Origin of the sequence: Plesiomonas sp. ZOR0011, assembly GCF_000800945.1 — a bacterium.
GTDB lineage: Bacteria > Pseudomonadota > Gammaproteobacteria > Enterobacterales > CAMTGL01 > Plesiomonas > Plesiomonas shigelloides.
Genome location: NZ_JRKB01000015.1, coordinates 1 through 22,154 on the forward strand (window position 1 = coordinate 1; position 22,154 = coordinate 22,154).

The window sequence follows — 22,154 nt, forward strand, 5'->3', positions numbered from 1 at the left end:
AATTGAGTATGGACATTGGTAAAGTGATGTATTTGTGCCTTTTCCTCCACTGGATTGCCACACGCCGGATTGACAATTAATTTATCGGTGTGCAGTCGTATCTAACAGAGCGCACCGAGTTAACAAAATAATGGTTCTCACAAAACCCTATAGTCGATACTTGACCAAGGCAACCATAGGTTGCCCACTGGCCTGCTGGGGTATATATGACATGAGGACATTGATACATTTTTATCGGCATTCCAGAACTGGATTGCCACGTACCGGATTGACAACGTGATTTTGCAAACTAGATTGCGCATAAATCATTTAGACCAGCAAACCGCACCGCCGTCAACATAGCCAGCATTACCTACAGCGTAAACACTTAAATACCAATAGTCGCCGTTAATATATACACGTGTATTTACGTGATTATCATTTCGACTTTGTGAAATAGACAATGCGCATAGGTGGGTTGAAACTCGTTCAATCCGTTGAGTGTTAGTTGAACCATAGCCTGCACTCAACGTATGAAATTTCACATCTGACTGTGACTTCCCTACGCTCGACCACGCACCGGATTGACAATTGCATGTTGATTGCAGGTCATGTAGTTTTAGCCGTTTTTCCACAGAATTATAAAAATGACGAAAAATCGGTTAAGGAAGATACACTTAGCGAGTGCTTTAGATAGATATTACGAGACGGTATCAAGATTTAAAAAGGGTGCGCTACAAGAGTTCTATAGAATATCAACGCTAAAAAAATCATGGCTATCTGACATGTATTTAAGTGACATCTCAAGTGTTGATGTTGCAAAGTATAGAGATGAACGGCTGTCATCTATTAACCCAAGAACAAACAAGCACATATCACCAAATACGGTTAGGCTCGAATTGGCTCTGTTATCCAGTGTTTTTAACATAGCCAAAAATGAATGGGGCGCTTGTCGCGAAAATCCAATCACAGTTTTGAGAAAACCAAAGCCAGCAGGAGGAAGAACTCGAAGACTTAAAAAAAGTGAGGAAATAAGATTATCGAGATATTTTAAATCAAAAGATAACATTGAAGCGTATTACATATTTCTTTTTGCTATTGAAACAGCAATGAGACAAGGCGAAATACTCGCATTAGAGTGGAGTAACGTCTCGTTATCAAGTAAATATGCCACATTGCACGAAACAAAAAATGGAGAGTCAAGAACTGTTCCATTATCAGATAAAGCCATATCAATTCTTTTAGCCGTAAAAGAGCAAAGCTGGTCATCTGAACGTGTCTTTAATTACACAGCTAATGGGTTAAAGTCAGCGTGGAGAACAGCGACAATCGCTCTTAAAATTGATGATTTACATTTCCATGATTTACGACATGAGGCAATAAGCCGATTTGTTGAGCTGGGGACTCTCAATCTCATTGAAGTGGCGGCTATATCAGGCCATAAATCAATGTCTATGCTTAAACGATATTCTCACATAAACACACAGCAATTAATCAAGAAAATTAATAGGAGGACAAGGCGAGTGAAAAAACAGCTATTCCCTAGTTATCCTGCGATGCTCACTCATGAGAGCGAGCAAATTACGCTAGATTTCTTTGATCTTGATTTTAAAGTTACGCTAAATGCCAGTGATGATTGGATGTCTGAGGCTGAAAAGCATTTGATGCTAGCCATCTCACTAAGACATATAAAGGGATTGGCTCTTAACCAACCTAGCAGCGTTGACCTCACAGAGAAATGCTTCGTTGTGGTCACTCCGGGCAGTGATGAAACCCTAGCAGGGTTTTATGGAATGAAATAGTTGGTGACGTATATGATGAATGAAACACCAATTCTGTTAGTAAATGGATTTAAATATTATGATAATGGGGTATTTCGGCAGATAGATAAATGCAATGAGTTGATCTCTCGTCTCAATGCGTCTGCTAGCGGAGATAGTCGTTTAGCGGCTGTCTCTGTATCTGAAATTCGTGATTTTTTGATTAGCGTTGCTAACGCTGGAAATCTAAAAAGAGAAAATTACGAAAGGCGGGGGGATATGTGCCAGTCAGAATAATTATCTTCCTCTTTTTCTTTGTTTCATTTTCATCGGGCATGGAGTTCATTTATCGGCAAAACATAACGTCAACCGTAAGTGAAGACGTGATTTTGTCTGAACAAATGCTCATGTATCGCAGCTATCTATCTAAGGTTAATAGAAGCACAAACCGCGAAGTTAGTGACGTAGAACTAGCAATACCCATCACTAAAGATCGGCGGCTGCGGGGGTTTGTTGAGTCAGGCAATGTTTTTACCGTGTGTAATGGTTGTTCTGGTATCAGCGTTTACATAAAAGACTCATCGTTTAATAGCGAAAATATAGCCTTGTATTCATCTGGCTCATTAAAAGCCATGTCAGATAACAAAGTCATGCTTCCATTCCCACATAAATTAGAGGAGGGAGCGATAGTTTTAATAAATTAAAAAGGTTTAAAAATGGATGGTTTTCTACCGCCACAGCCTCCGTCTATCGAGGCATGTATTGCTGCGTCATCAAACCGGTTCAATGTTCACACTGATTTAATTAAGGCCGTAATTCGTACCGAAGGTGGCAAGGTTGGTACGAAATCAAAAAACAAAAACGGCTCTTATGATCTCGGCATAATGCAGATAAATACTATCCATCTCCCATCACTACAGCAGTATGGGATCACCGAGAAGCAATTGATTCACAACGCATGTGTGAACATTGCAGCGGGAACATGGCTTTTAGCAAAAAGTATCGGCACTCCGAGCAACGCATACGAATATTGGCAAGGAGTAGGAAACTACCATTCAAAAACACCTAAATTGAATGTCACATATCGCAATAAAGTGTGGCGCAATCTTCTAAGCATTAGACAGAAACACTCACAGCGAATCAGTCTTACTTTAATAAAGGAATAAACATGGCTATCAATGTTTTTACTGCATCCGGCTTTGCTGGCGCGGATATGGAGTTACGCTATACACCAAATGGCACTTGTATCGGTAATGTTCAAATTCCTGTGGATTCAGGCTATGGCGAGAAGAAGAAAACCGCATGGGTTACATGTCGTATTATCGGCGAACGTGCTGAAAAACTATCTCAATACATTAAAAAGGGAAGCCTTATCACTGTGACCGGTGAGTTTACAATGGACGTATGGGATGGCACTGACGGAACTAAACATTCACGTCCTTGCATCCTAGTCAATGATATTCAATTACCACCGCGAACAGCTCAACCAGTTCAACCTCCACACTCCCAAGAATAATTAGTTACCCACTTAATCAATCTTTCAACTTAATAGGTTTTCATCATGCGTTTATTTATCGCTGAAAAGCCGTCTCTTGGGCGAGCCATAGCCGAAGTGTTAGGCGTAACAAAAAAGCAAAATGGTTATCTTGAGTGTCAAAATGGTGATGTTGTCACATGGTGTATCGGTCACTTATTAGAACAAGCTGAGCCGGAGCACTACGGTGATGAATACAAAAACTGGTCACTCGATACGCTGCCAATCATTCCTAAAGAATGGGTAGCCATACCGAAAGAAGAAACTAAAGACCAATTAAGTACTGTGGTCAAATTAATTAAGCAAGCCGACATTCTGGTGAATGCAGGCGACCCAGATCGCGAGGGCGTTTATCTGGTTAATGAAGTCATTGAGTATGCCGGTGTTGATCAAGCAAAACGCGATAAGGCGTTGCGAGTATTAATCAATGACCTAAACCCAAAGGCTATTGAACAGGCGCTAGCAACAATGGAGCTGAACAGCAAGCATCAAGCGGCATCTGATGCCGCCTCGTGCCGCTCTCGCGCCGATTGGTTGTTAGGCATGAATATGAGCCGAGCCTGTACTGTACTAGCAAAGCAACAAGGGCATCCGGGGATTTTCAGTGTTGGACGAGTACAAACACCAACACTGCAGTTAGTTGTTAAACGCGATGCAGAGATCGCAAATTTCAAGCCAGTACCATTCTTTGATGTCGAGGCTGTATTCAGTGAAGACGGCGCTGAATTTAAGGCTAAATGGCAAGTACCTGAATCTGTAAGCGATGAAAAGCGTTGTACGGATAAAACAATTGCGGACGCTGTTATAGCAGCTGTTACCAATCAATCGGCAACAGTTACCCGTTGTGAGACGAAACGCGCGGTATCTCAACCGCCGCTGACGTACTCACTACGCTCGTTGCAAGAGGATATGTCGCGCTCATTTGGTTTTGGAGCCAAGCAAACGCTAGATCTTGTGCAGTCTCTTTACGAAACACACAAGATCGTTTCATATCCACGTACAGACCAACCGTACCTGTCCACTAACAAACGCGATGAAATCGACCTTATCCTGGGCAATCTTGAAGGCTTAAAAGATACACCATTAGCTGATTACGCAGCGAATGCAGATACATCTCTCACTAGCCCAGCATGGAACGACAAAAAGCTAGAAGGGGCCGCGCATACTGCGATTATTCCAACAACGCGCGCGCCGGACTTAAGCAAGCTGACGCAAGATGAATTGCGCGTCTATGAGGCTATCGCGCTACGCTATCTCGCACAGTTCTATGCGCCTGCAGAAGATGACAACACGGTTATCGAAATCCAAAGCGGTGATCATCAGTTCAAAACCAGCGGCAAGGTAGAAATTAAACCCGGCTGGCGCGTGGTATTAGGAAAAGAAAAAGACAGCGATACTGAAAGCCAATCCCTGCCAGTGCTAGGCGAAGGTGTGAGCATTACGTGTGATGCAGCCAAGCTGCAAGAAAAGAAAACCACTCCGCCTAAACCTTATACAGAAGGTACGCTGCTGACGGGGATGTGTAACATCGCTAAAGATGTTGAAGATCCCGCGATGAAAGCCAAGTTGAAAGAAACTGCCGGACTCGGTACAGAAGCAACTCGTGCGGGGATTATCGAAATCCTCAAAGAGCGTGGATACCTAACAACAAAAGGCAAAACGTTAGTGAGTACCGATAGTGGCCGTATGTTGATTATGGGGCTTCCTGCTGTCATTCGTGATCCCGCGATTACTGCAATCTGGGAACAGCAGTTAGATGTCGTCGAATCTGGCGAATACAGCGTTGAAAAGTTTATGGCTGTAATGGAAAAAACCATTGCGGGTCATATCAACGACCTGAAAACAGGTAAAACAAAATTCAGTTTACCTAAATCAACGTATCCAACCTGTCCTAAATCGCCTTGCAAGGGATTCTTGCTGCCGTATCAGGGTAAAAAGGGTACAGCGCACCGTTGCAGCGTATGTGAAACACGCTTTAAAGATGATAAAGGCAAGCCGGGTGCTGAAATCAAGAAAATTGCCAAGCTGGAGGTGTAACGATGGACATCACACGCACAACACAGCCTGATTGCCCAGAATGTGAAACACCGGTACGTTTTGAGTTATTTGGGGATACCCTTCCTAAAGGGGTATCCGTTGATTTATCGACAGTGCTTGTTTGTTTATCACTGGCTGAACAGGCGGGGCATATCCCGCCATTACCGGTTACGTGGTGGACGGAGACAAAAGGGCATCTGCGCTTGGCGCTACCCGCATTAGACTCAATACCGATAGAAGAGCAACCGCATGGATGTATTCAAACTTCGCCACGCTGATATAGGTGACATACCATTAACCCGCAGCAATATAGAGAGCTACACACAGCGAAAAATGCCGTGGTTTGTCATAGAAGAAGGCGAACAGCGTCAATTTGCTGTTTGCCCTTCATGTGACAACACCATTCAAATCATTCGGCTCTATGACAATGAGCACAAACCTTACGGCAAACACTATATGAGCCGTAAACGTGAAGGCTTAGGCATTTACAGTGTGGAGCATTATGAGCTCTGTCCGTACGCTGCAAAAAATAGAGTCCAACGACCAGATAAAGCAAACAGGAGACAAGAAAGTGAACTGACACTGAAAATAAGGACTCTGTTAATTGAGCAGTTTGATCGCGTGATTTATTTGCTGGAAAAACAACTCAATATGCGCTTTTCGCAAAAGCTCGTGCGGGACATGCTCAGTGATTTTATCGCCGCCCGTGGTTGGCAATACAGCGGTGCAACACCGCAAAATATCCCGTGGATTTTTGCTTATTTCAGTTGTAGCCAATCGTTGTTTGGCCGCTATTCCGCCTCTAAAGCACTTCAAGATGCGATCAGCCAGCATTACTCTCATGCTGTTTGGGATAGCAACTACCTAAAAAGTAATAAGGGATATTTATCTCCCCGTTTTTGCTTTTTACATCATCAACGGCGCGTTGTTGATCATCATCTAGAAGAAAGCATTACGTTCTCGGTCAGTGATGATCAGCAGAACATCATTTTTGAGCAAGTACTCCCCGTTGACGGGAGCTATTTCTCCAATTTGGCCGCAATGCCCGATGATAGAGGGTACCGTAATTGGAAGTGGGTCGAGCTCGCGAAAGAGGCTTTTGCGCAAGTACCCTGTTGATTACTGAGGTGAAACGTCCTCAATTGAGGACATTTCATTCTTATCACTCAAACGCACCAACTTATCCACAAAACACGGGGATAACCCTGTGTGAAATACAGTATTATCGAGGGAGTTCAACCAGTAAGGACAGTTTGATATGAGTATCAAAAAGAACGCTGAGAAGCGTCAACAAGCGAGGCAATTACTGACAACGCTATGGCCTGTACTTTTCGATTTTAACGCTCCTCGGCCACTCAAAATCGGCATCATGGACGATATGCTGGTTTCAGCTAAAGCTCAGAGCATCCCGCTACAACTTGCGGATATTCGCTTATGCTTGCGAACTTATACGCTGAGAACACGATACCAAAAGAGCCTGATTAATGGTGGCGAGCGTTTCGACCTCAACGGTGAGCCTTGCGGTATTGTCACGCCTGAGCAGCAAGAAATGGCAAAAAAGACGCTGAGTAACATGCATAAAAAAGTGAAAAACAAGCAACACGTCAAAACCGAACAAGCGTAGCCACAACAGTATTAACTCTCCCTTGCCACACGTACTACTTGGCCCCAATGGGGCCCTTTTTGTCATCCCCTTAAACGCATAACCTCCGAGACTATCCCGTGAAAATTAACCACCTCTGTATTGTGGGGCTATCGGCTGCCTTATTGACGGCATGCTCTGCCCCTGTACCGCCATCTATCAGTGGCAAACCAGAACTGATAAACGCCCCCGGAACACCACCAATAACACCACCAGAGCCAATAATCATCGTCGTAACACCACCAAAACCTGTATCACTCTATTATCGGCTGTACTACCCCTACAACATTGCGACAACCTCGCGTGATCCTGTGCTGCATAACACCATTTTGCCTGCGGCAAAAACTGCGCATCGAGTTCGGATTTTGGGCCGAACTGATGGGCGCTATCCATCCAAGCAAGACCAATGGATAGCAGAGCGCAGAGCAATCAATATCCGAAACTATCTGGTTGCCCGTGGCGTTCCTGCTGAACGTATTGATGTGAACTATGCAGCGGCAACGGACTACATCGCGGATAACACCACATTGACTGGACGTGAAAACAATCGCCGAGTTGATATTGAAATTATTCAGGAGCAACCATAACCATGAGCAAACACGGACGATGGCTCTTACTTGGTGCGCTTTGCGCACCGCTAACACTACCGGCTTACGCCGCAAGTGATGCCGAGTGTAGTATCTGGCTTTGCTTGCCGACCGGCTTTCCTAGCGGGTGCGGTGAAGCAAAATCTGCATTTTTAAAGCGCATCAAAAACCGTAAATCACCATTACCTTCATTTTCGTCATGCTCAGCACCGGCATCATCATTACCGCCGGGAACCCCTGTTAGCAATATGACATCCCAGCACGGCATTGCTGCAGTTATGAGTTACTCACGGCAATGTACACAGTGGGGTGTAGACACTGCAGCGCAGCCAATTTGTGGTAAATGGGAAATGAAACCGGACAAAGTAATCCGAGGGACAAGCTGCCGAGTTTATGGCAACAAAGATCACAAGTACCGCCGCCCGGAGGGATGTTTAGGGACAACAGATTGGGTTGAAACTTACATGGACGGTCAAAAGTACGGAGATACTTTTTATTACTGAATCATAGGCAGGCTCTATATGCCTGCCGCTTTTAGGGGCATGAATATGAGCAAGAACAAACGCATTATTTTTCGAGTAACAGAAGCTGAACATGAGGCTTTTTTAAAGAAAGTTGCCGCATCAAACATGAGTGCATCAGAGTTGCTACGAGCACGAATTTTGGATGAACAGCTGATAGTTGTTGCTAAACAGCCCAAGGCCAGTGTAGATAAACGCGCGTTATTGCACCTCTTCAATAAAACGTCAAACAACATGAATCAACTTGCCCACATGGCAAACAGTAAGAACAAAGGCGGCGTGTTAAATGATAAAACCTTTGAACGCATATTAGCCGCGCTTATTGTAATTCGTGACCAACTTAAAGGTGGTATAGCGCGTGTTGATTAGGCCAAGTGGTGGACACGACGGCATCAAAGAATATCTGGAAGAAGGGGTTAAAAACGGTCGTGACTATACGCGAGATGAACTAGATCAACGAGTAATCTTAGCAGGTGATTTAGAGATTACTAATGATGTTATTCAGCAAATAGAAACCGAAGGACAACGCTACTTACATATAACCCTCTCATTCAAAGAAGACTTCATTCCTCATGATCAAATGCAAAGCATTACCGACGAGTTTCGAGAGTTTGTTATGCACGCTTATGAAGAGGATGAATACTGCTTTTATGCCGAAGCACATTTACCAAAAATAAAAACACTCACAGACAGTAAAAGTGGTGAGTTAGTTGAGAGAAAACCTCATATTCATGTGGTTATCCCAGAAACAAATCTGCGTACCAACCAACGTTTAGAGCCACTGGGTAAAGTTGATCATAACAAAATATATTTAGATTCTTTCCAAGAGGTATTAAACGAGAAATATGGACTTGCCAGCCCAAAAGTCCATGTCCGAGGAAAGTTTACCGACGAAAGTACACTTAGTCATGGAGAGGTGTTTGCTGGAGCAAATAAAACCACTAAACAAACCGTACTCTCGCAAATCATAGAAAATGATATTCGCACCACTCAAGCACTGAAAGACCATCTGGTTGCTCAAGGTTTCAAAGTCAAAGAGCGTAATCCCGGTAAGCCTGACAGTTACCTAAATATCAAGTCTGCAAGCAGCCCTAGAGGGGTAAACCTGAAAGATAATGTCTTTCAACCGATGTTTTTAGCTTTATCTACTCAAGAGAAGCAGAGCCAGCTTCAAGAGAAGTCGCAAGGGCATTATCAAAGTCCAGATCAAACCTATAAAGCATCTAAAACAGCACACCAAATGCTTGAGCGGTGGTATACACAACGTGCTGCAGAAGTTCGCTTTATTACTCGTCGTAATCGGCACACTTACCAAGCGTTGCCGCAAAAAGAACAGCGCGCATTTCTCACCCAAAAACAGGAGGCATCCCGTGTCAGATCAAGCCCTACAACAAATGAATATCGAATCTCTCTCCGCGATTCTGAGCAAGCTCTCAACACAGCAGGAGAGTATTTGTCTAATGCTCAACGAAATTGTCACGGTATTAAATCAGGAATCAGAAGGTTCGTTGATCGACGAGCTGTCAGAACTGTTTGCACCGCTCTTCAACGATGTGAACGCAATCAAAAGTCATCTTGGCCTCAATTCCCAGAGCGACAGCGAAGTACAAACCCAGTAAACCAGTATCAGCAACAACGCGAACAATCCAAACAAGCTAACGTAGCTGCGCACACTAACACTAACCAAGTTCGGGCAGCCCCATTATTGCAATACCTCGCTCAATCTCATGGAGTACAACCCAATAAGTACCCGATAACAACGGGTAAGGACGGTCGAGATAGGATTATTTGTGGAAATAGAAAGTTAAATGTCAGCGACTTCTTAACCAAGGAAATGTCATTTTCGTGGAAAGAAGCACAAACGTTACTAGCTCGACATGAAACGGCGCGTCCAAATGATCGCAAGCAATTTACTAAGCAATGGCAACCTGAGTTTTCTCAACTCCGTAAAAAAGCATGGCAGATACAAATTAGCCAAGAGAAGAATCAACGTAACGCTCGATTCCAAGAATACCGGATGGAGAAAAATGCAATCTATGGCGATAACAGCTTATCGCGAGTGGAACGAAAGGCAGCATTATCAGTTGCAAGAATGAATAAAGTATTGGCTGACATGGAATATCAGGCTAACCGTAAATTAGAAAGGCAGCGACTAAAAGCCGAATACCCATCTAAACCGCAAGAACAATATCAACAATTTGAATCTCGACATCAACGAACTGAAGGATACATCATGGAATCTAAAGTTAATGGTAAGTTATTAGACCACGGTGCCGCTCCATATGATTTCAATAAAGAGAATAAGGACAGTTATTTCATTACGATTCAACAATCAAACGGTAAAGAAAAAACGGTGTGGGGCGCAGGGTTGCAAACCGCTATCACAAAAAGCTCAGTGGAACGTGGCGATGAAATTTCAATGACACGTAATGATAGCAACAACCAGAAAAAACAAACATTTGTCGATTGGGAAATAAACAAGATCGAAAAAGAGAAAAACAACGAGAAAAAACATGAGCACACACCAACCTCACCGACTGAGATTACCAATAAATTTTTGGATGAAAAATTACAAGCGACACGAATTCTTATTCACTTCCCAAAACTAAAAGAATTAGGCATTGGCCCAGAACATATTCAAAAAACAGACAAGGGCGACAAAATACAATATAATGATAAAGATTACTCCGTCACTCAATTAATTCGTGAGACACACTCAATTTCACCTAAACAAGTCAATGACGAGCTAAAACCTCTCTATGCTGCTCAGGAACGCGACCAAGAAAGAATGCGGGTATATAAAGAAGCATTCATGACTCAGGTACGAGAGCCATTACCGCGAGAGAATAAACCACAAACAAATACACAAGAAAAACCGGACTCAACAATTACACCAAAAGACAAAACAAAAACATACACACCACTACCACCGCGTGATTTTGACGACATCACACATAAAACAGACAAGAATGGTAATGTTAGCTATTTCCACGGTGGTAAGGAAATTGTGGTTGATCGAGGGGATCACGTTTACACCCGAAGTGAAGAAAATAAAGCTGTTGAAATTGGGTTACGTCTATCAATCGAAAAGTTTGGCAAGACGTTGGATGTGCAAGGCACACCTGAATATAAAGAGCAAATCACGGAGATTGCAGTAAAAAACAATCTCAAGGTTGAATTTACTGACCCTGTAATGAACGAAATGATGCTGCAAAAACAAGCTCAGCATAATAAGGGAATGAATATTATCAAGCAGGCGCAAGCTCAACATGAAAATAAACAATCACAATCCGAGCGTGAGCAGCAACAGCCTGCACAGCAAACGCAAAAATCGGGAACAACATGGAGCCGTTAACCAAAGAATTTGCACAGCAAACCCAACGGGCGGGGCGCACAACAGTGCGGGCAAGTTCTGCGGAGGGCATGGCGGGTTTCAAAGGGGTTTCCCCTTTGGCACATGGGATGTAGACAAACACGTTAGTGTTTTGTCATACGTCCCCATCGTGCCTGTCTCTTAAATCTGGAAGCATGAGGAAACCTTGCGGAAAGCATCGGAAACCATAAAGGAAGCACAAAAGAAGCATAGGAAAGCACGAAGAAACCACGAGGAAGCATCAGAAACCATAAAGGAAGCACAAAAGAAGCACAAAGAAACCACAAAGGAAGCAAGTAATGTATTCGGATGACATAGAGGAACTTAAACAACAAGCTGATGTGCTGATCGTTGAAAATGCCACACCATCAAAAATAAGAAAAATCCGAGAAATGATGCCTATCATTGATCATTTGCTAGAGTCTGGTGTGTCAATTGAGCTGACAACAGAATTTGTAAATAAAAAAGGAATTAAGGTAACTAAAAAGTACCTAAAAAATATGTTGTACAGAATAAGAAAGGAGCGAAAGCCAGAATCAGAAAAGGTTGAAATCAGCAGACAATCAAACCCACAAAATATCACTACTCCAATATTAGCATCATCCTCTACCGTAAATAAAAACGCCGCTACCCTTGCCGAACTCACAAAGAAAATGGATGCCTTCAATAAAGCTGTTGGATGGCAAGATCGATTTGTTGCATTAGGTGGCAGCATTGAAGACATCAGAGGAAAGCCTGCATCTGAGCAGCGCCATATGGCAATGCATTTAAAATCAACAATTGAGCGTGAACTACGCGACCACCAATAAAAGGTATTAGAATCAATGAAAATCATCGTTATTAACTTTTCTGGTAATGTGGGCAAGTCTATCGTAGCCCAGCATCTCTTAAAACCACGAATCAAAAACAGCGCCATTATTGCGGTTGAATCCATTAACTCTGACGGTACCCAAGATGAAAAGATGAGGGGCAAAGCCTTTACGGACATTATGGATAAAGCAATGGAGCAGGAAAATGTGATTATTGACGTTGGGGCCTCTAACGTCGAAGAGTTCTTAAACCAGATGAAAAAATCCATCGGTAGTCATGAGGACTTTGATTACTTCGTGGTACCAACGATTAACCGGCACAAGCAAATTGAAGATACGGACAGCACGCTCTTGGCACTTGCTGATTTAGGTATTGAACAAGACCGTATTCGCGTCGTGTTCAATATGCTGGATGACGATATTAATATTGCCAAGGCCTTTGATACTATCATGGGTCGCAAAGATAAGGCCGTGATTAACACCTCCGCCGTTATTTTCGAAAATGAACTATTCAACCGACTGAATGAAACCGACTTTAAAACCATCGCCGATATTGTTGCTGATGATACTGACTATAAACAGTTAATTTCTCAAACCGAAGAAAGCGACTCTGCAACACGCCGCAAATACTCCCGCGCGTTAGGATTGCGCCGATTAGCTATCGGGGTGAAACGTATGTTAGATAACACTTACCAAGAGCTATTTCGTGTATGAGTGAACTACCGCCAATCACGGAACGTGAATCTAAAGATCTTAAAGAAGCCTATTTAACCGCCATGCTCGGTGAAGTGGTTTATTTGCGCAAGCAGTTAAATCATATTCTTGAAGAGTCATCTTGCCGCATTGGTATGACGCAAGACATCATTGAGAATCATCTTAATGCTGCTAAAGAAGCAGTGGATAAATATGTCCTTGCTGCCAATGCACACTTTTCAAAAACACGGAGTGATTTAAAAGAAATTGCAGCAAACGAGTTACGCGAAAGCGTAACTCGTTCACTCGTTGATGCGCACAAACAGCTATTACTAGCAAACCCGCCGCGCATGAGCCTACGCAATATGTTATCCACCATAATTATTGCAGGTGTTTTTGCCGGCGTTGTCGGTGTCGGATCTGGGTTACTGACATTTCAATTAAGTGGTAAACATAGATTAACTCAAGAAGAGTTACAACTTATCGACAATGGCCGAACACTAGAACAAGTCTGGCCGCAGCTATCAGAATCAACCCGTAAAGAAATCAACACAGCCATTAAAAAATAATCTTCTATCGCTCAAGGTAGCCACTTTTAAGGAAGTGGCTTTATCAACAGATAAACCACGAGTTAATAATCATGAAAAAACACGTATTAAGCGGCCTTCTGGCCGCTAGCTTACTTATACCCACAGCTCAGGCCGGTATTCCTGTCACTATCGTTGCAGATGTTCCGGGACAACAGGCCCAACTCCAAAATTATGCTCAAATGCTCAAGGAGTACGCGACACTCGTTGATCAATTAGAGCAAATGCGACGCCAGTTTGAGCAGATGGAAAAAGATTATCAATCTATCACCGGCACTCGAAATCTAGGGCAGATATTGAATAACCCAGAGTTTAAGGAATATCTTCCTAACAACTGGCAAGATGTTTACAGCAGTATTCGCACTAACGGCTACAAAGGACTAACCGGAACGGCTAAAGCCTTACGCGATGCGAGTAAGGTTTTTGATGCTTGCTCTAACGTCCAAGATCGTATTGAAAAACAAATCTGTGAAGCTTCATCCGTAAAACCAGCACAAGATCAGGCTTTCGCGCTTGATACATTTAAAAAATCATCTGAACGCACAGGTCAAATTGAAGGGTTAATGCAACGCATTAATACCACATCAGATCCTAAATCCATTGCAGAGCTAAATGCGCGTATACAAGCAGAGCAAGCCATGCTCCAAAATGAGCAAACAAAGCTCGATATGTATCTCGCGTCATCGGATGCAGAGCAAGCCATGTTAAGGCAACAGGCGCGTGAATCTATCGCAAAATACCGAAATTCAACCAATTACGGTCAAAAAGTACCACCACTGAAATTTAATCAATAAGGAATGTCATAATGGACATGGATATTGCGGTATTTTCCTATATTGGCGAAAGTATCAATGAAGCCACAAAAACATACATTACTGATGGTATTCAAGGGCTTATCGATACTATAAAAATCTTTATTATGCTGTGTGTGGCTGTCTATATATCATTAAAGGGATATGCTTCCATCACTGGTAAGTCAGATGATGTATTAAAAGATGTCGTAATTCACTGCGTGGTTGTTGTTTGCATCACCGGATTATCACTGAATGCCGCCAATTACACCACATACATAATTGGTGGCATCGATGCGTGGGCAGGTGGATTGGCTCAAGGCATCAGTAAAGCTGCCGGAGTTGGTGGCGGAGGTAGTGAGCTAAATGTATTTGAAACACTGGATGGCTTATTAACCGAAGCAGTAAAGCAAGCTAGTTACTGCTTTGCTAAAATGTCACTTTGGGATTCTGAAAGCTGGGATTGGATCGTTGCTGCAATAGCTGTATTAGGTACGCTGGGCGCGGTCACATTAACTGCAGGAATTATCATTATTGGCTCTAAATTCTTGCTGACATTGCTCTTTCTTTTAGGGCCGCTATTTCTGAGTCTAGCCTGCTTTCCTGCAACTCGGCGATTCGCTGAGAGTTGGTTTAGTAAGCTAATGGAGAACTGTCTAGTCCAAGTCTTTGGTGTCGCGATCATTACACTAGCGACAACAATTATAAGTAAATTCATTAACTACAATAGCTTAGAAGGCGAGGCAAATCCCTTAGCTATTGCTGCACAGATAGTGATAGTTGCAGGGATCATGACCTTCATTATCCGTCAAATCCCAAATCTTGCTGGCTCGCTTGCCGGCGGTTTTGCCTCAGGTGCAATGACGTTACGTGATGTCATGGCCCCTGTAGCCACAGTTGCCGGTGCGGCAGCAGGCTTTCTAGCCGGTCGCAATAAAGCCCCTTCCGATGCTGCTGATGTCGGTAATCGTCAAACTTGGGATCAACAGCAAGGAAATCAGATCAGTCGAGGCTCTAGCTCCGGAGAGTCATATCGCAACTCAGATGAAGCGAAAAAACAGCAAATCGTAAAAGACATGATTGCAGAACGCACAAGACAGAACTCTGCCAAATAATGTAAATAAAAAGCCGGGTTAACTCCCGGCTTAAATATCCAGATTTCAAAAATTTTTCATACACAATTTCATGACTGATTTTTTGTTTTCACGGTCAATTTTTTTTATTTCTGATTGACTAACTTTATCATAACGCTTACCAGCCATGCTAAGATCAAGCTGGATTTTACATGCCACTGGAGAAACTTTATCCTCACCTTTAGCACCATTATCCCAATCATCCAGCACCGCTTGGTTATAGTAACGATAGAGCTTCATAAAATCTGCACTATCCATTTTCTTTACTACTTCATTTATCTCTGCAACCCCCATGTCACTTACATCAACAATGGGTTTATCTGCAGCAAAAACATTCACAGAAAACAGAGCAAGAACAACCAATAAAGCCTTTTTCATAATCACGCACCCCTTAATCTAATTACCACGATTATATCAAACATCACATTCAATATGTGTGAAACAGAACCAATATATAAAAATAATTACATTTTAATGTTGCATCTGTATAATGAGCGCCTGATTTTAACCTCAAGGACAGAAAATGAAAAACATTATACGAAAAACATTTGGTGGATTAACAACTCAGTATTATATGCGACACCTGTTTTTTGGTTCGCTATTCCCTGCAGCGCTGATATTAACTATGTATCTTGGGAATAACCCATTTAACTACCAAGCATTGCCGGTACTCACTATTAATACGCTTCTTTATCCATACTCACGGTTTGTTTATGAAAGCGTGATAGGGTTCATCATCGGTAACAATGTGTTTTTTGTAAATCCTATGCTCATGCTTTTTACAAAAACAATGACTATGATTTTTTGCTGGGGACTCGCGATTTTTGTTGCACCGATAGGATTAATTTATTTGTATTATATCAATAGCAAAAAACAAGCCGAAAATTTTAGCCAATAATCAGCCTTAAAGCTCGCTTTCGAGCGAGCGGTTAATTAGGCGGCGCAATCAGATTGATTGCTGCAAGCCTGCTCTTGATGTTGCCAAGGTGTGCACAAATCCACATGAAGCGTAGCCAGCGATAAATACCCAACAAAAGGGTATTTTGAGCGGGAGCGCCTGACCGCCGGGACAAGGCGGACAGGGCTGATTGTGGAGTTGTGTGCACCTTGCATCCCAGAACGCGGGGTCAATCCCCGCATTCTGGGATTTCCGCGCCCCTACAACTGCGACAAACATCCCGCGATCTTTATCAGATCATCAGCCGTCAATCCTGACAATTCCAGATCATAGCCGCGATACCTTTCGTGCACCTTCCCGCTAATCTGCTTCTCTGTCTCTATCCGCCAACCTGACTGATAACCGTTTGATACGCGAACCAGACGCCCCAACGCATCCCGCACAATCTCCGCAGTGTACTTCTTTGCCTCTTTCTGTGCTTGGTACGCTTGCGCCTCTTTCACAATCTCCGCCGCATCGCATAACACTTTGCGTTTAATATCTCCCGCGATTCCTTCTGGCCGACGTGTAGGTGATACACTACATGAATTTTTAAAACCAAAACTGCCATAAGCATTTTTTACCCCTCCGCGAATAATTAACCGCCCTTTATCCTCGCGGATAAATATGTAGTAGTTACGGAAATTCGGGTTTATTAGGTGAATGAAATATTCATTTACACGCGTATCAACTCGCCAGCCTTCGCCAAAAACAGCACATACCCGCACAAATAGCGAAACATAACGATCATAAAATGATTTAGCATTCATTGTGAGATCCAAAATTTGAAAGACTCTAGTACTTAGGGCGGAAAATATATCCGCCCATTTTTTTATTATTTAGGCTGCGCGAGCTTCTACCGCATAGCGTCCCCATGCTTTACGCTGACCATCTGAACCGTATTTAGCACGGATTTCATCAATCGAATGCTCTTTACTGTTTCGGCGGCTTCTGTGCTCCTCTGGGCGGAAATACCACTGCTTTTTCTTTGAAGCCCATTTGCAGCGTAATTCTTTCAACGCCTCTTTGTGTGTTTTGGTCTCGCCTGAGATCCATACCCAATTACCGATCACCTCAAAAATAATGCCGCTTAACTGATTGAGTGTATTTAACACCGCTTCCAGCTCTTCCCCGTAGTTGTAGCGGGCTTCCGCTTCGCTGGCTTGGTATTTGCTCAGATTGTCGATGTTGTTGATCAGCATCTCAAACGCGGCATTAATGGCCTTCATCAGCTCCGCGCCTAATGGGTTACGATCGGGGTGATATTTCAGCGCTAACTTTTTATAAGTCGCTTTAATGTGCTTCTCGGTTAAATCATCACCATTCAGGCCAAAAACATTTAATGCTTCTTGAATATTCATTTGTAAATCCTTGCAATGTTAAGTCGGGTTAAATAGCGCCCTTGCGGGCGCTATGGTTGATTTACGCCGCCTGATAGTGGCGAATCAGGCGGATAAACTCGCCCCACTCGTAAAACTTCATTGCCGGAATAGTGGCAGAATTACCGCTTGCAATTTTCTTCGCTGTCTCTATAATTTCTTTAGACATTTAGCTAGATCCTTTATGTCGGAATTGTTAATTGGAAAGGACTGTTGTCGCAGTCCTTTTTTTATTTCTGGCTTTCGCCAATATCTTTTTTCACCTCCTTTTTTCTCTTTGCTCTTAAAACCCATGCTTTCCTAGATTCTGAGCCGCAAGCTCTTTTGTTGTTGCCACGGATTTTTCTGTAGGTCGCTTGGTCTTAAACCATGCTCTCCTGAGTTCCTCGCCGCGAAATAGACACAAGAACCCCGTGCAGGCCACAAAACCAGTGCGCGCCTTGGCGCGGCTTGCGTACACTGGTTTTTTGGACAAGCGGGGTTAAGGTGGCTCGCGGTGAAGGGGCTTAGGGGGGCATGACGCTGACCAACGAGCCGCTGAATCTGGGGCAACCGCGTGGGCTTGCGGAGAGAATCGGAGGAAGCACACGCCCAACAAAGGCAACCGAAGGTTGCCGGTTCTGGGCGGCGCAATCAGAGTGATTGCTGCAAGCCCTGCTCTTGTCTGTTTAGGCATCTCTTGGCAGCGGCAGCCAGAGACAGAGACTCTGTTTTACTTGGCGGGTGAGACATCAGCAGGTTAGTAAAATGCCAGGAGACGACCCCGCAAGCGGGGGAGCCGAAGTGTGCCCCCCTGCTTTAACTTTGAGAGCTCTTTGGGATAGGTTGAAAGTTTAGGATACGCAGGCGTAAAGCCTTGCAAGAAGAAAAAGAAAACACGGAAATACTAAAGGGTCAAAACGTTGCCGCACAACTCCACAATCAGCCCCACCCGCCTTGTCTCGGCGGTTGGGCGCTCCCGCTCAAAATACCCTTTGCTGGGGTATTTTATCGCTGGCTACGCTTCATGTGGATTTGATGGACAACGGGATAGGAGATAACTCAATCATCAACTTGGAAGACAAACATTACTGTAAATGAGTGACGGAAGATTCCTATAACTGTATTATAGGAACGTTTTTTAGAATGCCACACATCTAAAATTAAACAACAAATGTATTAGCAGGCACTATAAAATAATCATGAATGAAGAAAATAACATTGATCGAAAAGAAATAACTAGAGAGATTGCTCATATACAATTCCTTTCTTACGGAACAATTCAAATATTCGAAAAGCGCGCTAATACACTTCGAACATTAAGATCATGGTTAACTTTTTTAGGTATTGTGTTACCAGTGACAGTAGGTGGTGTATTCATTTCATTCGGTCAAAGTCAAGACTTAATGAAAGTCATCGTCTTAGTCGCAAGTGTAATTGGCATTCTCCAACTAATCCTATCTACTTGGGCTCTTGTTGCTGGCTGGGACTCAAGCTATGAATCAGCGATCAAATCTGTTCAAGGAAATACGGCCATATATAATAAATGCAAACGCTTTATTAGCTGCCACCTAATAAGAACAGTGATTTCTTTAATGCATATCAAGAACTTTCAAAAGAAAATGAAACGCAAGAGCTTATTGATTTGACACAACATATTTCTATCAAAGAACGACAGTACGCTTATATTTCATCCCTCAGTTATTACAACCGTGAATGTCACGCATGTAATCAAAATCCTAATAGCAACAGCAGAAAAACAAAATGCTCAAGTTGTGGGCAAACACCGGTGTCATCAACTCAAAACAACTCAACGGAGAATAATAATGAGCCAGAATGTAGATAATATCTTAAACGCTATTTCAAAACTTAGCATGGACGAAAAACTAGAGCTTTTTCATCGAGTAAGCGAAAGTAACTCAGGACGACCACGTCCTATGGGCGAAAATTATGGAAACAGGCATCAGGGAGCCAACACAATTAACTTTGCGCCAAGAACTGGCGGAAAATGCCCAGCGTGCGGCAAGTAACCTGTTTACTTGTAACGTTGTCACTCTACACATAAATAGAGCCCCCTCTTTTTGGCCGTATTTTTACGGCCAAATTATTTTCGAGCCATAGGCGAAAATTCAGCAATATAGAAAAGCTGTGATCAATTTCGCTGGCTATGCTTCATGTGGATTTGATGGACAACGAAAAAGTAATCAACATGAAAATCAAATGGCCTCACCAACAAGGCTATTTAATGGAATACCAAACATAGAATGTAATTTCCTAATCATAGGAAGAGTCAGATTTCTTTTGCGATTAAGCACTTCATAGACACGATTAGATTTACCAATTGCTGGCTCAAGATCTTTTACCGTTAAACCTTGCTGTTCCATTCTGAACTTAATGGCCTCAACGGGATCAGGCGCTTCAACTGGATAGTGCTTTCTTTCGTACTCACTAATCAGTATACACATGACTTCAAAAAAATCCCCTTCCGGGGAATCAAGTGAAGGTTCATTATCAAACATAGGTTCTACGGCACGGAGTGCCGCTTCATAATCCTGCTCTGTTTTGATTGGTTTAATCTGCATATTTTTACTCCAGACTAACTGTTTCAGCATCAATTTTGTCATACTCTTTATGAGTACCGATGAATTTAATAAACACCCATCCACGTTGATATGCAATTGCAACAATTAATCGATAATTATTCCCCTTTATATTGAACACCACTCGCCTATTTTTAAGAATGCTGGCGCTGCGGTATTGCTCTTTAATTTCTGCTGGGCTTTTCCATTCAGCTTTACTCGCTTCATCAACCCAAGCTTTTAGCGGCTGCTCTGCATCGGGATTCGCCGTCCAGAAATCCCTTAGTGTTTTGATAGCAATTATCTTCATGTGTTTATAATAGTCCCATCGCGGGACTTATGCAAGTAATTTATCCCAATATGGGACTAAACCTGCAAATAGAGTTACACTGTCACTATTCGCATAAACAGAGTAAAACATCCAAAATAACGATTTGGCTGCATTTTTGCTGTCAAATAGCCTTTGCGCCAACGGTAACAATTTAGCAACAGAAAAAAGTGATGATCGGGTGATAGAAAAGCTGATCTTTTGAATGGTTTGGGGCGATTTTTACGTGTAACAGGACGAGTCAGATCACAAAAGAGTCATTATGTTAAATGAAGGTGTTTTGGGTTAAATTTACTCCATACAGCATAAACGAAGAGGCTGCGGTGAAATCACATCTCACCGCAGCCTCATAATGTATAAGCTGATAATCACAAAGCCACAGGCGCAAAATAATAGATTATTATAAACACTGCAAATCCACTACCTGCTTTAATCTTTCCGGGCAACTCAACAGTTAGAAACCCCGAAAAAAATGTTGCAAGCCCAGCACCTGATAAAGCTAAAGTAATACGAAAGACCTCATACTGGTAGTCTGACGGATAGGGTATAAAGAACGCTGAGATAACAATGACGCTAAGAAAAACCACACCAAATAGGTAGACTAACCCTCTCTCTACTGATTTTGTCATTCTGAATATTCTTTTTTCATCAAGGCCAATAGTTGTAATTGAATTATCTGAAAGCAATTTCCTTAACTCAATCACCTGCTTCCTTTCCAAAAACAGCCTAACAAGTGATTGCATACTTGCCAAAGATTTTTGTGACGGAATGAAATAACGATCAAATTCAATTAATTTCATTAACTCCACATATGAAACAAGGGTGATCATAGAGTCATAACAGGTATCTGCAAACCATTTACCAACATCATGAGCATCTGTATCATATAGCGAGTGGCTATCCGCAGCAGAACACTCTAACTTGAAAAATAACTGCTCCATCTTTTTTCCAAGCTCTTCAGCTAGAGTGATATTTTTTATATCTTTACTAAAACATTCTAAAGTGTCGCAACAAGAGTCGTATTCTCTTTTCAAATCATTTTGCTGCGTTTTTACAGGATCACCACTCATTATTTACCGCTTCCACCGTAAGCCTATCCACTATTCCTCACTCTTGTTGTTATTCGCAACATCTTTCGCTGCTTTTAATAGGGCCTGCATACGACTAAAGCTAAGCCCCTCAAATCCACGCGCGAAATACTTTAAAACCCCATTGGAAATTAAAATATCTCTTACGTTGTTTTTCTCTAGCTCACCATCAAAATTAGCAATATCTTTTGCTATATTAATAAGTTGACTTTCAGACACATTCCAAGAAATAACATCAAGTTCGTGTTTCAGCACAAACTCAAAACTTTCCACTTCCTTTTTCAAAACTATTTCCTCTTGCGATTGGTAAACAAAAGCCCCTGCAATCAAATTCAGGGGCTTTGACCTTTCCCCTAGATTAATACCAATTTTATGATGAGATTCTTCAACCTACGCTGCTTGTCGTGCATATTCCACT

At 42.6% G+C, this 22,154-nt stretch carries 28 protein-coding genes; 20 read left to right on the plus strand and 8 right to left on the minus strand.

Annotated features, from left to right (window positions below):
- The first annotated feature begins 626 nt into the window (after positions 1-626).
- The 17 genes from L975_RS02500 (at position 627) to L975_RS02570 (ending at position 15,428) form a co-directional block, all read left to right on the plus strand.
- A complete protein-coding gene (locus L975_RS02500; protein ID WP_052181220.1) occupies positions 627-1,781 on the plus strand; it encodes a site-specific integrase in 1,155 nt (384 codons plus the stop codon).
- Between the two features lie 12 nt (positions 1,782-1,793).
- Positions 1,794-2,036, plus strand: a complete 243-nt coding sequence (locus L975_RS18030; protein ID WP_156121072.1) for a hypothetical protein — start codon at positions 1,794-1,796, stop codon at positions 2,034-2,036.
- 38 nt (positions 2,037-2,074) lie between these two features.
- On the plus strand, positions 2,075-2,443 hold the full coding sequence (gene pilM, locus L975_RS17485) for a type IV pilus biogenesis protein PilM (protein WP_255359244.1): 369 nt from the start codon (positions 2,075-2,077) through the stop codon (positions 2,441-2,443).
- A 12-nt stretch (positions 2,444-2,455) separates the two neighbouring features.
- Positions 2,456-2,905: a lytic transglycosylase domain-containing protein gene (locus tag L975_RS02505; RefSeq protein WP_052181221.1), complete on the plus strand. Its 450-nt coding sequence runs from the start codon at positions 2,456-2,458 to the stop codon at positions 2,903-2,905.
- Between the two features lie 2 nt (positions 2,906-2,907).
- Positions 2,908-3,255, plus strand: coding sequence for a single-stranded DNA-binding protein (locus L975_RS02510; RefSeq protein WP_052181222.1), 348 nt, complete (start codon positions 2,908-2,910; stop codon positions 3,253-3,255).
- 45 nt (positions 3,256-3,300) lie between these two features.
- Entirely contained in the window at positions 3,301-5,310 is a 2,010-nt protein-coding gene (locus L975_RS02515; protein WP_047707015.1) for a DNA topoisomerase III, read from the plus strand.
- A 249-nt stretch (positions 5,311-5,559) separates the two neighbouring features.
- Positions 5,560-6,429: a hypothetical protein gene (locus tag L975_RS02520; RefSeq protein ID WP_047707016.1), complete on the plus strand. Its 870-nt coding sequence runs from the start codon at positions 5,560-5,562 to the stop codon at positions 6,427-6,429.
- Positions 6,430-6,568: 139 nt separating this feature from the next.
- Entirely contained in the window at positions 6,569-6,934 is a 366-nt protein-coding gene (locus tag L975_RS02525; protein WP_052181223.1) for a ProQ/FINO family protein, read from the plus strand.
- 98 nt (positions 6,935-7,032) lie between these two features.
- On the plus strand, positions 7,033-7,539 hold the full coding sequence (locus L975_RS17890) for an OmpA family protein (RefSeq protein ID WP_081995579.1): 507 nt from the start codon (positions 7,033-7,035) through the stop codon (positions 7,537-7,539).
- Positions 7,540-7,541: 2 nt separating this feature from the next.
- Positions 7,542-8,042 carry a hypothetical protein gene (locus tag L975_RS17490; RefSeq protein WP_072033006.1) on the plus strand — a complete coding sequence of 167 codons (501 nt, stop codon included), beginning with the start codon at positions 7,542-7,544 and terminating at the stop codon, positions 8,040-8,042.
- A 45-nt stretch (positions 8,043-8,087) separates the two neighbouring features.
- A complete protein-coding gene (locus L975_RS02540; RefSeq protein WP_218185543.1) occupies positions 8,088-8,429 on the plus strand; it encodes a hypothetical protein in 342 nt (113 codons plus the stop codon).
- Entirely contained in the window at positions 8,419-11,415 is a 2,997-nt protein-coding gene (locus L975_RS02545) for an LPD7 domain-containing protein (RefSeq protein WP_047707020.1), read from the plus strand. Before L975_RS02540 ends, L975_RS02545 begins: the two co-directional genes overlap by 11 nt.
- 317 nt (positions 11,416-11,732) lie before the next feature.
- Positions 11,733-12,242 (plus strand): hypothetical protein, encoded by a 510-nt coding sequence (locus L975_RS02550; protein ID WP_047707022.1) that lies wholly within the window; start codon positions 11,733-11,735, stop codon positions 12,240-12,242.
- Between the two features lie 15 nt (positions 12,243-12,257).
- On the plus strand, positions 12,258-12,956 hold the full coding sequence (gene stbB / locus L975_RS02555; protein ID WP_047707024.1) for a StbB family protein: 699 nt from the start codon (positions 12,258-12,260) through the stop codon (positions 12,954-12,956).
- Entirely contained in the window at positions 12,953-13,504 is a 552-nt protein-coding gene (locus L975_RS02560) for a hypothetical protein (protein ID WP_052181225.1), read from the plus strand. Before stbB ends, L975_RS02560 begins: the two co-directional genes overlap by 4 nt.
- Before the next feature lie 71 nt (positions 13,505-13,575).
- Positions 13,576-14,316, plus strand: coding sequence for a P-type DNA transfer protein VirB5 (gene virB5 / locus L975_RS02565; protein WP_047707025.1), 741 nt, complete (start codon positions 13,576-13,578; stop codon positions 14,314-14,316).
- 11 nt (positions 14,317-14,327) lie between these two features.
- Entirely contained in the window at positions 14,328-15,428 is a 1,101-nt protein-coding gene (locus tag L975_RS02570; RefSeq protein ID WP_052181226.1) for a type IV secretion system protein, read from the plus strand.
- A gap of 45 nt (positions 15,429-15,473) precedes the next feature.
- Here L975_RS02570 and L975_RS02575 read toward each other — a convergent pair whose 3' ends face one another.
- Entirely contained in the window at positions 15,474-15,824 is a 351-nt protein-coding gene (locus L975_RS02575; RefSeq protein ID WP_156121074.1) for a hypothetical protein, read from the minus strand.
- Positions 15,825-15,969: 145 nt separating this feature from the next.
- Between L975_RS02575 and L975_RS02580 the strand changes: the two genes are divergently transcribed.
- Positions 15,970-16,344, plus strand: a complete 375-nt coding sequence (locus L975_RS02580) for a membrane protein (protein ID WP_047707028.1) — start codon at positions 15,970-15,972, stop codon at positions 16,342-16,344.
- A 260-nt stretch (positions 16,345-16,604) separates the two neighbouring features.
- Here the strand turns inward: L975_RS02580 and L975_RS02585 are convergent, their stop codons facing one another.
- From L975_RS02585 to L975_RS18630, 3 genes are all read right to left on the minus strand, one after another.
- Positions 16,605-17,153, minus strand: a complete 549-nt coding sequence (locus L975_RS02585) for a hypothetical protein (protein WP_047707031.1) — start codon at positions 17,151-17,153, stop codon at positions 16,605-16,607.
- A 69-nt stretch (positions 17,154-17,222) separates the two neighbouring features.
- Entirely contained in the window at positions 17,223-17,744 is a 522-nt protein-coding gene (locus tag L975_RS02590) for a DnaJ domain-containing protein (protein WP_047707033.1), read from the minus strand.
- 61 nt (positions 17,745-17,805) lie between these two features.
- Entirely contained in the window at positions 17,806-17,931 is a 126-nt protein-coding gene (locus L975_RS18630) for a hypothetical protein (protein WP_255359243.1), read from the minus strand.
- Between the two features lie 1,012 nt (positions 17,932-18,943).
- On the opposite strand from L975_RS18630, the gene L975_RS02595 reads away from it, so the two are divergent.
- Both L975_RS02595 and L975_RS18035 read left to right on the plus strand, forming a co-directional pair.
- Positions 18,944-19,390: a mobilome CxxCx(11)CxxC protein gene (locus L975_RS02595; RefSeq protein WP_047707035.1), complete on the plus strand. Its 447-nt coding sequence runs from the start codon at positions 18,944-18,946 to the stop codon at positions 19,388-19,390.
- A gap of 177 nt (positions 19,391-19,567) precedes the next feature.
- Positions 19,568-19,771, plus strand: a complete 204-nt coding sequence (locus L975_RS18035) for a hypothetical protein (protein WP_156121076.1) — start codon at positions 19,568-19,570, stop codon at positions 19,769-19,771.
- Positions 19,772-19,957: 186 nt separating this feature from the next.
- Here the strand turns inward: L975_RS18035 and L975_RS02600 are convergent, their stop codons facing one another.
- From L975_RS02600 to L975_RS02615, 4 genes are all read right to left on the minus strand, one after another.
- Entirely contained in the window at positions 19,958-20,323 is a 366-nt protein-coding gene (locus tag L975_RS02600) for a type II toxin-antitoxin system HigA family antitoxin (RefSeq protein ID WP_047707037.1), read from the minus strand.
- A gap of 4 nt (positions 20,324-20,327) precedes the next feature.
- A complete protein-coding gene (locus L975_RS02605) occupies positions 20,328-20,630 on the minus strand; it encodes a type II toxin-antitoxin system HigB family toxin (protein ID WP_047707038.1) in 303 nt (100 codons plus the stop codon).
- Between the two features lie 386 nt (positions 20,631-21,016).
- The gene (locus L975_RS02610) at positions 21,017-21,718 is read right to left on the minus strand and encodes a hypothetical protein (protein WP_047707040.1); all 702 of its coding nucleotides are present in this window, start codon (positions 21,716-21,718) and stop codon (positions 21,017-21,019) included.
- A 30-nt stretch (positions 21,719-21,748) separates the two neighbouring features.
- Positions 21,749-22,021: a hypothetical protein gene (locus tag L975_RS02615; protein ID WP_047707042.1), complete on the minus strand. Its 273-nt coding sequence runs from the start codon at positions 22,019-22,021 to the stop codon at positions 21,749-21,751.
- Between the last annotated feature and the right edge of the window lie 133 nt (positions 22,022-22,154).